The following is a 14,299-nucleotide window of genomic DNA, read 5'->3' as shown; positions in this document are numbered from 1 at the left end:
GCTAATCATTATGGTTATCATAGTAGGTGGGTAGTCTGTTAGAAATGGCGATGAAAAGAGGGAAAATGATGAGTGAACATTATTATACGAAAAACCCCGGTGTGAAAAGTAGTCCAAATAAAATCATTGCGGACTTACGAGGGCAACAGCTTCAATTCACAACTGATTCTGGTGTTTTTTCAAAGAAAGAGGTCGATTTTGGGAGTAAGCTTCTAATCGAATCATTTGAAGAACCTAAGATTGAAGGGGATATAGTAGATGCTGGATGCGGCTATGGTCCCATTGGCATATCACTTGCTTCTGAATTTTCTAATCGCTGTTTTTATATGCTGGACATAAATGAACGTGCAACGGAGCTTGCGATGAACAACGCGATTAAAAATCGTGTTCATAATGTGACGGTGATGACGAGTGATCAGTTAAGTGCAGTGAAAGATAAACAGTTTGCCGCTGTCCTTACGAACCCGCCGATACGTGCAGGGAAAGATGTTGTTCATGGCATATTGGAAGATGCCCATCACGTATTGAAAGAACGAGGTACACTTTGGGTTGTTATTCAAAAGAAACAGGGTGCCCCCTCAGCTGTTAAAAAGCTTGAAGAAATGTTCGAACAAGTTGAAACCGTCGTGAAAAAGAAAGGATACTATATTCTTAAAGCAGTCAAGTAAATTATGAAATTATCCTTTGACTTCATGGACGGCCTATGCTAATATAATATAATGCCAATGATGGATTTTCCAGGCCTTTTTCGCTTTCGAGTGCAAAGAGGTATAAAATGCCGTCGTCTGGAAAAACTAATATAATCGTTTATAGTTAAGGGGAATTTTTATCAATGCCCTTTTTCTTTTTTTGTCCAACGATAGATTCGATTTAGCAGAATCTCATTGGACTAAGAAAATAAATACGCTGGATTTGAGGGGTGAATCATTTGACAGGCCAACTAGTTCAGTATGGACGCCACCGCCAAAGAAGAAGCTACGCGCGAATCAAAGAAGTGTTGGATTTGCCAAATCTAATTGAGATTCAAACGGCTTCTTATCAATGGTTTCTTGATGAGGGTTTACGAGAAATGTTCCAGGATATTTCTCCAATCGAAGATTTCACAGGTAATCTTGTGCTGGAATTTATTGATTACAGCCTTGGTGAACCTAAGTATCCCGTGGAAGAAACCAAAGAGCGAGATGTAACCTATTCTGCACCTTTACGAGTTAAAGTACGCTTGATCAATAAAGAAACAGGCGAAGTAAAGGAACAGGAAGTGTTCATGGGTGACTTCCCATTAATGACTGAAACAGGTACGTTTATTATTAATGGGGCAGAACGCGTAATCGTATCTCAGCTCGTGCGTTCTCCAAGTGTCTACTATAGTGAAAAGATCGATAAGAACGGCAAAAAAGGATATACAGCTACTGTCATTCCAAACCGAGGAGCATGGCTGGAATTTGAAACTGATGCCAAAGATATTGTCTATGTACGAATTGACCGTACTAGAAAGCTACCAATTACGGTGCTGCTCAGAGCGTTAGGGTTTGGGTCTGATCAAGAAATCATAGATCTCCTAGGTGAAGATGAGTATCTTCGCAATACCCTGGAAAAAGACAACACGGACGGCACAGAAAAAGCGCTTCTAGAAATCTACGAACGCTTACGTCCTGGCGAGCCTCCGACTGTCGATAACGCCAAAAGCTTACTTGATTCCCGCTTTTTTGATCCAAAGCGCTATGATCTTGCAAACGTAGGACGTTACAAGATTAACAAGAAGCTTCATATTAAAAACCGTCTATTCAATCAACGTCTTGCAGAAACGCTCGTTGACCCTGAAACAGGCGAAGTGATTGCAGAAGAAGGCGCGATCCTCGATCGTCGTCTCCTTGACAGAATTCTTCCTGCTCTAGAGACGAACGTTGGATTTAAAGACGTTGAGCCTCATGGAGGAGTCATTGAAGATGAGTCTATCGGTCTACAATCCATTAAGGTCTATGCACCTGATGATCCAGAAGGTGAGAGAGTTATTAATGTAATCGGAAATGGTGGAGTAGAGACAGGCGTAAAGAATATTACACCTGGCGATATCATTTCTTCTATTAACTACTTCTTTAATCTTCTACATCAAGTAGGAAACACAGATGACATTGACCATCTCGGTAACCGTCGCCTGCGTTCTGTCGGAGAACTCCTTCAGAACCAATTCCGCATCGGTTTATCTCGTATGGAACGTGTGGTTCGTGAGCGTATGTCAATTCAAGACACGAATGTGATTACGCCGCAGGCGCTAATTAATATTCGTCCTGTTATTGCATCCATTAAAGAATTCTTTGGTAGCTCGCAGTTATCCCAGTTCATGGATCAGACAAACCCGCTAGCTGAGTTAACTCACAAGCGCCGTTTATCTGCACTAGGACCTGGTGGTCTAACACGTGAGCGTGCAGGGTTCGAGGTTCGTGACGTACACTATTCCCACTATGGAAGAATGTGTCCGATCGAAACGCCGGAGGGACCAAACATTGGACTAATTAACTCACTGTCTTCATATGCAAGAGTTAATAAGTTTGGCTTTATTGAGACGCCATACCGCAGAGTGGACCCTGAAACAGGCAAAGTAACGGAGTATATTGACTACCTAACTGCCGATGAACAGGATAACTACGTTGTGGCTCAGGCGAACGCAAAACTTAATGAAGATGGTTCATTCAAGGAAGAAGATATTGTTGCCCGTTTCCGTGACGAAAACATTATCATCGCCCGTGAAAAAATTGATTACATGGACGTATCTCCGAAACAGGTTGTTTCGGCCGCAACGGCTTGTATTCCGTTCCTAGAGAACGATGACTCCAACCGTGCGCTAATGGGTGCGAACATGCAGCGTCAAGCTGTACCTTTGATGGTTCCTGAAGCACCAATTGTTGGAACAGGAATGGAGCATGTTAACGGAAAAGATTCCGGCGCTGCAGTAATTTGTAAGCACGACGGTGTTGTTGAATTTGCGTCTGCTGCAGAAATTCATGTTCGTCGCATTTCTGTCATTGATGGTCAGGAAGTAAAAGGCGATCTTGATCGCTACAAATTGCTTAAATTTATTCGTTCCAACCAAGGAACATGTTATAACCAAAAGCCAATTGTTGTTGAAGGCGATCGCGTAGTAAAAGGTGAAATCCTTGGTGATGGTCCTTCAATGGAAAAAGGTGAAATGGCCCTTGGACGTAACGTTCTTGTCGGATTTATGACTTGGGAAGGTTACAACTACGAGGATGCTATTATTATGAGCGAACGTCTTGTAAAAGATGACGTTTATACTTCAATTCATATTGAAGAGTACGAATCAGAAGCTCGCGATACAAAGCTTGGACCTGAAGAGATTACTCGTGACATTCCGAACGTTGGGGAAGACGCACTGCGCAACCTTGATGAACGCGGAATTATTCGCATGGGTGCTGAAGTAAAAGACGGAGATATCCTTGTTGGTAAAGTGACGCCAAAAGGTGTAACTGAGCTAACTGCTGAAGAACGTCTCCTTCATGCAATCTTTGGTGAAAAAGCTCGTGAAGTTCGTGATACTTCTCTCCGTGTGCCACATGGTGGAGATGGAATCGTACTTGATGTGAAGATCTTTAACCGTGAAGACGGCGATGAGCTTCCACCGGGAGTAAATCAGCTTGTTCGTGTTTATATCGTACAGAAGCGTAAAATTCATGAAGGAGATAAAATGGCTGGTCGCCATGGTAACAAAGGTGTTATTTCAAGGATTCTTCCTGAAGAAGACATGCCTTACCTACCAGACGGCACACCAATCGACATCATGTTGAACCCACTAGGTGTTCCTTCTCGTATGAACATTGGACAGGTACTAGAGTTGCACATCGGTATGGCTGCACGTGCACTCGGAATCCACGTAGCAACACCAGTATTCGATGGTGCACGTGAGGAAGATGTATGGGAAACGTTAGAAGAAGCAGGTATGCCACGGGATGGTAAAACTGTTCTCTACGATGGTCGTACAGGTGAACCATTTGACAACCGTATTTCTGTCGGTGTCATGTATATGATCAAACTTGCTCACATGGTCGATGACAAGCTTCACGCGCGTTCTACTGGTCCGTACTCACTTGTTACACAGCAACCGCTGGGTGGTAAAGCACAATTCGGTGGACAGCGTTTTGGTGAGATGGAAGTATGGGCACTCGAAGCATATGGTGCTGCATACACCCTTCAAGAAATCTTGACTGTTAAGTCAGATGATGTTGTTGGACGTGTTAAGACTTATGAAGCAATCGTTAAAGGTGAAAATGTTCCTGAGCCTGGTATTCCAGAATCGTTTAAAGTTCTAATCAAAGAGCTACAATCACTTGGTATGGATGTCAAAATGCTAGCAAGTGATGAGCAAGAGATTGAGATGAAAGAGTTAGACGATGAAGAAGACCAATCCAGTGAGAAATTAAACTTGAATGTTGGGTCAAATCAGGCGAGTGAGTAAGGGTTAAACCTGAATTCTAAAGGGAGGTAGGCCCCTTGATAGATGTCAATAAATTTGAGTATATGAAAATCGGTCTGGCGTCACCGGATAAAATCCGCTCCTGGTCAAGAGGAGAAGTTAAGAAGCCAGAAACCATTAACTACCGTACCTTGAAGCCAGAGAAAGATGGACTTTTCTGTGAGCGTATCTTCGGACCCACAAAGGACTGGGAATGTCATTGTGGGAAATACAAGCGTATCCGTTATAAAGGCGTCGTTTGTGACCGCTGCGGAGTTGAAGTCACACGTGCGAAAGTCCGTCGTGAGAGAATGGGGCACATCGAGCTAGCTGCTCCTGTCTCTCACATCTGGTACTTTAAAGGCATTCCAAGTCGTATGGGACTTGTTCTCGACATGTCACCCCGTGCACTAGAAGAAGTGATTTACTTTGCTTCTTACGTTGTAACTGAAGCTGGTGACACGCCGCTTGAGAAGAAACAACTTCTTTCAGAGAAAGAATATCGCGCATATCGTGAAAAGTATGGCAAAACATTCTCTGCAGAAATGGGTGCGGAAGCAATCCGCAGACTTCTTTTTGATATCGATCTTGATAAAGAAGTCGATATTCTTAAAGAAGAGCTTAAAACAGCACAAGGCCAACGCAGAACGCGTGCGATTAAACGTCTTGAAGTACTTGAGGCTTTCCGTGGCTCAGGAAATAACCCTTCTTGGATGATTTTAGATGTCCTTCCGGTTATTCCACCAGAGCTTCGTCCGATGGTACAGCTTGATGGTGGACGATTCGCGACATCAGATCTAAATGATCTGTATCGTCGTGTTATTAACCGTAATAACCGCCTGAAGCGTTTGTTGGATCTTGGCGCACCAAGCATTATCGTACAGAATGAGAAGCGTATGCTTCAAGAAGCTGTCGATGCCCTTATTGATAACGGCCGTCGCGGTCGTCCGGTAACAGGTCCTGGTAACCGTCCATTGAAATCTCTTTCTCACATGCTGAAAGGGAAGCAAGGTCGTTTCCGTCAGAATCTATTAGGTAAGCGTGTTGACTATTCAGGTCGTTCCGTTATCGTCGTTGGACCTCACTTGAAGATGTATCAGTGTGGACTTCCGAAAGAAATGGCGCTTGAACTATTCAAACCTTTCGTCATGAAAGAGCTTGTATCAAAGGGACTTGCACACAATATTAAGAGTGCGAAACGTAAAGTAGAAAAAGTTCACCCTGAAGTTTGGGACGTATTGGAAAACGTAATCAAAGAACATCCAGTTCTTTTAAACCGTGCACCTACGCTTCACAGACTTGGTATTCAGGCGTTTGAGCCAATTCTTGTTGAAGGACGCGCTATTCGTCTTCACCCACTCGTATGTACAGCCTATAACGCTGACTTTGATGGTGACCAAATGGCCGTTCACGTGCCGCTATCTGCTGAAGCACAAGCTGAAGCACGCATTTTAATGCTTGCTGCACAAAACATTCTTAACCCGAAAGATGGAAAACCAGTTGTTACCCCTTCACAGGATATGGTACTAGGTAACTATTACTTAACAATGGAACGTGAAGGAGCAATCGGTGAGGGTTCTGTATACAAAGATACAAATGAAGCACTCATTGCATACCAGAATGGATTTGCACATTTACATTCTCGAGTAGCAATTCCTGCTGCTTCACTAAATAAATCTGCCTTTACTGAAGAGCAGAACAAGCAATTGCTTGTGACAACGGTAGGTAAGTTGATTTTCAACGAAATTCTTCCGGAGTCTTTCCCATATATTAATGAACCGACAACAAGTAATCTTGAAATTGCGACACCAGAGCATTATTTCCTTCCTCATGGTGTGAACGTTAAAGAAGAAATTGCTCAACGCGAACTGATCGCACCATTTAAGAAAGGCATTCTTGGTAAGATCATCGCTGAGGTGTTCAAGCGTTTCAAAGTTACAGAAACGTCTCGCATGCTTGACCGTATGAAAGATCTTGGCTTCAAGTTCTCGACAAAAGCTGGTATTACCGTTGGTGTAGCTGACGTAGTGGTACTTGCTGAGAAGCAAGAAATTGTCCATGAAGCAGAAGAAAAAGTTGAAAAGGTTCTTAAACAGTTCCGTCGCGGTCTTATTACCGACGATGAACGTTATGATCGTGTTATCGCGATTTGGAGTAGTGCGAAGGATCGTATCCAGGAAAAACTAATGAATCGACTCGAAAAAGATAACCCAATCTTTATGATGAGTGATTCTGGTGCCCGTGGTAATGCTTCTAACTTTACTCAACTCGCAGGTATGCGTGGATTGATGGCTAACCCATCTGGACAGATCATCGAACTTCCAATCAAATCCAGCTTCCGTGAAGGTCTAACGGTACTTGAGTACTTTATTTCAACCCACGGTGCGCGTAAAGGTCTTGCCGATACGGCACTTAAAACAGCTGACTCAGGTTACCTTACTCGTCGTCTTGTTGACGTGGCACAAGATGTCATCGTACGTGAAGACGATTGTGGTACGGATCGTGGCCTTGAAGTTAGCGCCATTAAAAATGGCAATGAATTAATCGAAGGACTATATGACCGACTTGTTGGCCGTGTTGCCTTTAAGAAAGTTAGACATCCTGAGACAAATGAAGTTCTTGTTGAGAAAAACAACCTAATTACAGAAGACATCGCTACTGAAATCGTAGAAGCAGGTATTGAAAATGTTTATATCCGCTCTGCCTTTACATGTAGCACAAGTCATGGCGTATGTAAGAAGTGTTATGGACGCAACCTTGCAACTGGTACTCGTGTTGAAGTTGGTGAAGCAGTCGGAATCATTGCTGCTCAATCAATCGGTGAGCCAGGTACACAGTTGACGATGCGTACATTCCACACAGGTGGGGTTGCCGGAGACGATATCACTCAAGGTCTTCCTCGTATCCAGGAGCTATTTGAGGCACGTAACCCGAAAGGTCAGGCTGTTGTGTCTGAGCTAGATGGTAAAGTGATTGATTTAGCTGAGGTAAAAGAGAAGAAAGAGATTGTCGTTCAAGGTGAAACCGAGACAAGAAACTACCCTGTGCCTTACGGTGCACGTTTGAAAGTTGTTATTGGAGACGAAGTGAAGGCGGGTCAACCTCTTACTGAAGGTTCGATCGACCCTAAACAACTCCTTACAATAAGCGGTATCGACGGCGTTCAAGAGTATCTTCTTGCTGAAGTACAGAAGGTATACCGTATGCAGGGTGTTGAGATTGGCGATAAGCACGTTGAAGTTATGGTGCGTCAGATGATGCGCAAGATCCGTGTGATCGACGCTGGTGATACAGAAGTACTACCAGGATCTCTCATCGACATTCACCAGTTTAAAGGTGTTAACCGCAAAGTTCTTAAACAAGGTGGTTTACCTGCAACTGGTCGTCCAGTTCTTCTTGGTATTACGAAAGCTTCTCTTGAAACGGAGTCATTCTTATCAGCAGCATCCTTCCAGGAAACAACGCGTGTCCTAACTGATGCAGCGATCAAAGGTAAGCGTGATGAGCTACTAGGTCTTAAGGAAAATGTTATTATCGGTAAGCTTGTTCCTGCAGGTACCGGTATGCAACGTTACCGTAGAATCAACGTAGCTGGTGAAGCTCAAGAGGCTGAACAGCTTTTAGAGCAAGAAGAAAGTGCATTAGTTAGTCAAGAATAAACAGGGGAAGTGTTGACATCGGGAGTGCAGGGTGATATTATATCCAAGGTGCTCCCGATAATCCTGTTACTTTGGAGGATATGTTCGTGTCTTATGAAAAAGTATCACAGGCAGATGAATTGATTATTGGGACGAAACAAACTCTAAAGGCCCTCCAGATTGGAGAAGCGAAGGAAGTTTTCATCGCTGACGACGCTGATCGCAGGGTAACTTCTAAAGTTGTTGCACTCGCCGAAGAGAAAAGCATACCAGTTCATCGAGTGGATTCTATGAAGAAGCTTGGTAAGGCATGCGGGATCGAAGTCGGCGCAGCAACAGTTACGATAAAAGCATAACCGTTTTTGCCGGGCAAGGCATGCCCTGTCAGGCAAAAACTTTCCTTTTATCTATACATGAACCACCTGGATGTGTGGGCTTGCTATTAACAAAAGAAGGGAGGAAAACAAAATGCCAACTATTAACCAACTTGTTCGCAAAGGACGCGTTTCTAAAACAAAGAAATCCGATTCTCCAGCATTGAACAAAGGGTATAACAGCTTCAAAAAGTCTCATACAGACCTTTCATCTCCACAAAAACGTGGTGTATGTACTCGTGTAGGTACGATGACTCCTAAGAAGCCGAACTCCGCATTGCGTAAATACGCTCGTGTTCGTCTTACTAACGGAATTGAAGTAACAGCTTATATCCCAGGTATCGGCCACAACCTTCAGGAGCACAGTGTCGTGCTTATCCGTGGAGGACGTGTTAAGGATTTACCGGGTGTACGTTACCACATCGTTCGTGGTGCGCTTGACACTGCAGGTGTTAACGATCGTAGACAAGGTCGTTCTAAATACGGTACTAAGAGACCGAAAGAAGCTAAGAAATAATAGCTATCATTTTATTAAATAATGAAAGGGGGTTAACCCATGCCACGTAAAGGTCCAGTAGAACGTCGTGACGTATTACCAGATCCAATTTACAAATCCAAGCTAGTTACTCGCCTGATCAACCGCCTTATGGTAGACGGTCAGAAAGGTAAAGCTCAGCAGGTACTATACAAAGCGTTTGATCTTATCCAGGAACGCACAAACACAGAGGCTATGGAAGTATTTGACCAAGCGTTAAAAAACGTTATGCCAGTACTTGAAGTACGCGCTCGTCGTGTTGGTGGTGCAAACTACCAGGTACCAGTTGAAGTTCGTCCAGATCGTCGTACAACTCTAGGTCTTCGCTATCTTGTGAACTATTCCCGTCTTCGCGGTGAAAAGACTATGGTAGAAAGACTTGCTAACGAAATTATGGATGCTGCTAACAACACAGGTGCTTCTGTTAAGAAGCGTGAAGAAATGCACAAAATGGCTGAAGCAAACAAAGCGTTTGCTCACTATCGCTGGTAATCAGCACACAACCCAAATCCCTTTATAAAAGGAAGGAGAAATACTAATGGCAAGAGAATTCTCCTTAAGAGATACACGTAATATCGGTATCATGGCTCACATCGATGCTGGTAAAACAACAACTACTGAGCGTATTCTTTTCTACTCAGGGCGTATCCACAAAATTGGTGAAACTCACGAAGGTGGATCACAAATGGACTGGATGGAGCAGGAGCAAGAGCGTGGAATCACGATCACTTCTGCTGCTACCACTGCCCAGTGGAAAGATCACCGTGTTAACATCATTGACACGCCTGGTCACGTAGACTTCACAGTAGAAGTTGAACGTTCTTTGCGTGTATTGGATGGAGCAGTTGCAGTACTTGATGCACAATCTGGTGTTGAACCACAAACAGAAACTGTTTGGCGTCAAGCTACTAACTACGGCGTACCACGTATTGTATTCATTAACAAGATGGATAAACTTGGAGCAGACTTCCTATACTCTACAGGTACACTAAATGAGCGCCTACAAGCAAACGCACACCCTATTCAGCTACCAATCGGTGCTGAAGATGAATTCGAAGGAATCATTGATCTCATTACAATGGAAGCTTTCTATTATCTTGATGATCTTGGTTCACGTACAGAATCACGCGAAATTCCTGCTGAATACAAGGAACAAGCTGAAGAGTACCGCACGAAACTTATCGAGGCTGTCGCTGAGCTTGAAGAAGATCTTATGATGAAATATCTTGAAGGTGAAGAACTTACTGTTGAAGAAATCAAAGCTGCAATCCGTAAAGGAACTTGTAACGTTGAATTCTACCCTGTACTTTGTGGTTCTGCATTTAAGAACAAAGGCGTTCAGCTCGTTCTTGATGCTGTACTAGACTACCTTCCTTCACCTCTAGATGTTCCAGCAATTAAAGGTCATCTAAAAGATTCTGAAGAAGAAGTAATTCGTACTGCTGACGATAATGGTCCTTTCTCTGCACTTGCATTTAAAGTAATGACTGACCCTTACGTTGGTAAGCTTACATTCTTCCGCGTTTACTCAGGAACGCTTTCTTCTGGTTCTTATGTTAAGAACTCGACTAAAGACAAGCGTGAACGTGTAGGGCGTATTCTTCAGATGCACGCTAACTCTCGTGAAGAAATCTCTACTGTATATGCAGGGGATATCGCAGCGGCAGTTGGTTTGAAAGACACTTCGACTGGTGATACTCTATGTGATGAAAAGGATACTGTTATCCTTGAATCTATGGACTTCCCAGATCCAGTTATCTCAGTAGCAATCGAGCCTAAGACGAAGAGTGACCAGGATAAAATGTCTGTAGCTCTAGCTAAGCTTGCTGAAGAGGATCCAACTTTCAAAACTGAAACAAACGAAGAAACTGGCCAAACGATTATTTCTGGAATGGGTGAGCTTCACCTTGACATCATCGTTGACCGTTTACGTCGTGAGTTTAAAGTTGAAGCAACTGTTGGTGCACCTCAGGTTGCTTATCGTGAATCAATCCGTCAAGCTGGTAAGGTTGAAGGTAAATTCGTACGTCAGTCTGGTGGTCGTGGACAATTCGGACACGTATGGGTTGAATTTGAACCTAACGAAGAAGGCGCAGGATTTGAATTTGAAAACAAAATCGTTGGTGGTGTTGTTCCACGTGAATACATCCCTGCTGTAGAAGCTGGTCTTCGCGATGCAATGGCTAACGGCCTTCTTGCAGGCTACCCACTAATCGATGTGAAAGCTCGTCTTGTTGATGGATCTTACCATGACGTTGACTCAAACGAAATGGCATTTAAGATCGCAGCATCTATGGCTTTGAAAAAAGCTAAAACTGTTTGTGACCCTGCTCTTCTTGAGCCTATGATGAAAGTTGAAGTTGTAGTGCCAGAAGAATATATGGGAGACATCATGGGCGATGTAACTAGCCGTCGTGGACGTGTTGAAGGTATGACTGCACGCGGAAACGCTCAAGTTATCAATGCATTCGTTCCACTTTCAGAAATGTTTGGTTATGCAACAACACTTCGTTCTCGTACACAAGGTCGTGGTACTTACACAATGACTTTCGATCACTACGAGCAAGTACCTAAATCAATTTCTGAAGAAATCATTAAAAAAGCTACAGGCGAATAATTGTAGCAAACCAACTTTTGTTGTAATCTAAGATAGGCGAGATTGATTTATTCTTACGCCTATCTTGGCATAGATAATTTCTTGGTAATTAAAGGAGGAAACACTAATGTCAAAAGAAAAATTCGACCGCTCCAAGCCCCACGTTAACATTGGTACAATTGGACACGTTGACCATGGTAAAACTACTCTAACAGCTGCGATCACTTCTGTGCTTCACAAGCGTTCAGGTAGCGGTACTGCTATGGCTTATGACCAAATCGATGGTGCTCCTGAAGAGCGCGAACGTGGAATCACAATCTCAACTGCACACGTTGAGTACGAAACTGAAAACCGTCACTATGCGCACGTTGACTGCCCAGGTCACGCTGACTATGTTAAAAACATGATCACTGGTGCTGCACAAATGGACGGAGGAATTCTAGTAGTATCTGCTGCTGACGGCCCAATGCCACAAACTCGTGAGCACATCCTTCTTTCTCGTCAAGTTGGTGTACCTATGCTTGTTGTATTCTTGAACAAGTGTGACATGGTTGACGACGAAGAACTACTTGAACTAGTTGAAATGGAAGTTCGTGATCTTCTTTCTGAATACGACTTTGATGGCGACGAAGTTCCAGTAATCAAAGGTTCAGCTCTTAAAGCTCTTGAAGGCGACGATGAGTACGAAGCAAAAATCTTCGAACTTATGGACGCAGTTGATGAGTATATCCCAACTCCAACACGTGACACTGACAAGCCATTCATGATGCCAGTTGAGGACGTATTCTCAATCACTGGTCGTGGTACAGTTGCAACTGGCCGTGTTGAGCGTGGACAAGTTAAAGTCGGTGACGAAGTTGAAATCCTTGGTCTTGCAGAAGAGAACAAGAAAACAACAGTTACTGGTGTTGAAATGTTCCGTAAGCTTCTTGACTATGCTGAAGCTGGCGACAACATTGGTGCACTTCTTCGTGGTGTATCCCGTGACGACATTCAGCGCGGACAAGTTCTTGTTAAGCCAGGAACTGTAAAAGCTCACACTAAATTCCAAGCTGAAGTATACGTTCTTTCAAAAGAAGAGGGTGGACGTCACACTCCATTCTTCGCTAACTACCGTCCTCAGTTCTACTTCCGTACAACTGACGTAACTGGTACAATCGCTCTTCCAGAAGGCGTAGAAATGGTTATGCCTGGAGACAACATCGAAATGACAGTTGAACTTATCGCTCCAATCGCTATCGAAGATGGAACTAAGTTCTCTATCCGTGAAGGTGGACGTACTGTAGGCGCAGGCGTTGTAGCAACAATCACTGAGTAATCTCTATGATTAAACAAAACACCCGGATTTTTCCGGGTGTTTTTTATTTGGGATCTATGTTAAATTGGATGAATGGGTTTGAAACTTTTCATTCAAGACCACCAAGATTAGGGAATAGTCTGAAATTGCTTTTAGGCCTTGCATTTTACGGCTCAGGCCGTTATACTATTAAAAGTGTGCGATCGACATACTTTTTAGATGGACTAAGCCTTGCATATAGGCATTAGGTTTAGTATAATAAGAATGTTGGTCATAAACAGCGATGATGTGGAAGGTTGCTGACACACCCGGCCCCTTTGCCATGGCGAGTGTGTTGGGTTTATTTTCACGGAGAACTGTCTATAACAATATGGGCGATAAAGGAGGGGAAATAATGGCAAAGCAAAAGATTCGTATTCGTTTAAAAGCATATGATCACCGTATTCTAGATCAGTCTGCTGAGAAAATTGTAGAAACAGCAAAACGTTCAGGTGCACAAGTATCCGGACCGATCCCGTTGCCGACGGAAAAATCTGTTTACACAATTCTACGTGCTGTACACAAGTACAAAGATTCTCGTGAGCAGTTTGAAATGCGTACGCATAAGCGTCTAATCGACATCATCGAGCCTACACCGCAAACGGTTGACTCGTTAATGCGTTTGGACCTACCGTCTGGCGTTGACATTGAAATCAAACTTTAATAGAACGCTAAATAAATTTTTTAAAAACAATTAGGAGGTGTGACGAATGACCAAAGGAATCTTAGGAAGAAAAGTAGGCATGACGCAAGTCTTTGCTGACAACGGAGATATTATCCCGGTAACTGTAATTGAAGCAGAACCTAACGTTGTCCTTCAAAAGAAAGTTGTTGATACAGACGGCTATGAAGCAATCCAAGTTGGTTTTGCTGATAAGAAGAAGTCTCGCTTCAACAAGCCTGAAGAAGGCCATGCTACAAAAGCTAGCACAACACCTAAGCGCTTCGTGAAAGAAATTCGTAACGCAGAAGGTAGTTACGAAATTGGTCAGGAAGTCAAGGTAGATATCTTTAACGAAGGTGACGTAGTTGATGTAACTGGTACGTCTAAAGGGAAAGGTTTCCAGGGTGCAATTAAGCGCCATAACCAATCTCGCGGACCAATGACTCACGGTTCTCGTTATCACCGTCGTCCAGGTTCAATGGGACCTATCGATCCGATGCGTGTTATGAAAGGTAAACTTCTACCTGGTCGCATGGGTGGCGAGCGTGTAACTGTACAAAACCTTGAGATCGTTAAAGTAGATGTAGAACGTAATGTAATTCTAGTAAAAGGTAACGTACCTGGAGCTAAGAAGAGCTACGTAACTATCCAAAGCGCGGTAAAAGCAAAAGAAGCTAAGTAAGAAGGG

The 14,299-nt window shown here is 43.4% G+C and carries 10 protein-coding genes; all 10 read left to right on the top strand.

Features of this window, described 5'->3' with window-relative positions:
• The first annotated feature begins 68 nt into the window (after positions 1-68).
• Positions 69-668 carry a class I SAM-dependent methyltransferase gene (locus LC090_RS21050; RefSeq protein WP_226660084.1) on the top strand — a complete coding sequence of 200 codons (600 nt, stop codon included), beginning with the start codon at positions 69-71 and terminating at the stop codon, positions 666-668.
• A 260-nt stretch (positions 669-928) separates the two neighbouring features.
• Positions 929-4,471, top strand: coding sequence for a DNA-directed RNA polymerase subunit beta (gene rpoB / locus LC090_RS21045; RefSeq protein ID WP_226660066.1), 3,543 nt, complete (start codon positions 929-931; stop codon positions 4,469-4,471).
• A 35-nt stretch (positions 4,472-4,506) separates the two neighbouring features.
• On the top strand, positions 4,507-8,127 hold the full coding sequence (gene rpoC / locus LC090_RS21040) for a DNA-directed RNA polymerase subunit beta' (protein ID WP_226660065.1): 3,621 nt from the start codon (positions 4,507-4,509) through the stop codon (positions 8,125-8,127).
• 86 nt (positions 8,128-8,213) lie between these two features.
• The gene (locus LC090_RS21035; RefSeq protein ID WP_098445969.1) at positions 8,214-8,462 is read left to right on the top strand and encodes a 50S ribosomal protein L7ae-like protein; all 249 of its coding nucleotides are present in this window, start codon (positions 8,214-8,216) and stop codon (positions 8,460-8,462) included.
• Between the two features lie 112 nt (positions 8,463-8,574).
• The gene (gene rpsL / locus LC090_RS21030; RefSeq protein ID WP_048313317.1) at positions 8,575-8,997 is read left to right on the top strand and encodes a 30S ribosomal protein S12; all 423 of its coding nucleotides are present in this window, start codon (positions 8,575-8,577) and stop codon (positions 8,995-8,997) included.
• A 39-nt stretch (positions 8,998-9,036) separates the two neighbouring features.
• The gene (gene rpsG, locus LC090_RS21025) at positions 9,037-9,507 is read left to right on the top strand and encodes a 30S ribosomal protein S7 (protein WP_224591378.1); all 471 of its coding nucleotides are present in this window, start codon (positions 9,037-9,039) and stop codon (positions 9,505-9,507) included.
• A 46-nt stretch (positions 9,508-9,553) separates the two neighbouring features.
• On the top strand, positions 9,554-11,632 hold the full coding sequence (gene fusA, locus LC090_RS21020) for an elongation factor G (protein ID WP_226660064.1): 2,079 nt from the start codon (positions 9,554-9,556) through the stop codon (positions 11,630-11,632).
• 106 nt (positions 11,633-11,738) lie between these two features.
• Positions 11,739-12,929: an elongation factor Tu gene (tuf, locus tag LC090_RS21015; RefSeq protein ID WP_226660063.1), complete on the top strand. Its 1,191-nt coding sequence runs from the start codon at positions 11,739-11,741 to the stop codon at positions 12,927-12,929.
• A gap of 373 nt (positions 12,930-13,302) precedes the next feature.
• Positions 13,303-13,611 carry a 30S ribosomal protein S10 gene (gene rpsJ, locus LC090_RS21010; RefSeq protein ID WP_098445973.1) on the top strand — a complete coding sequence of 103 codons (309 nt, stop codon included), beginning with the start codon at positions 13,303-13,305 and terminating at the stop codon, positions 13,609-13,611.
• Between the two features lie 46 nt (positions 13,612-13,657).
• The gene (gene rplC, locus LC090_RS21005; RefSeq protein ID WP_159780818.1) at positions 13,658-14,293 is read left to right on the top strand and encodes a 50S ribosomal protein L3; all 636 of its coding nucleotides are present in this window, start codon (positions 13,658-13,660) and stop codon (positions 14,291-14,293) included.
• The last annotated feature ends 6 nt before the right edge of the window (positions 14,294-14,299 follow it).

Origin of the sequence: Guptibacillus hwajinpoensis (assembly GCF_020524165.1) — a bacterium.
Lineage (GTDB): Bacteria > Bacillota > Bacilli > Bacillales > Guptibacillaceae > Guptibacillus > Guptibacillus hwajinpoensis_D.
This window is presented reverse-complemented; position numbering and strand designations above follow the sequence as displayed.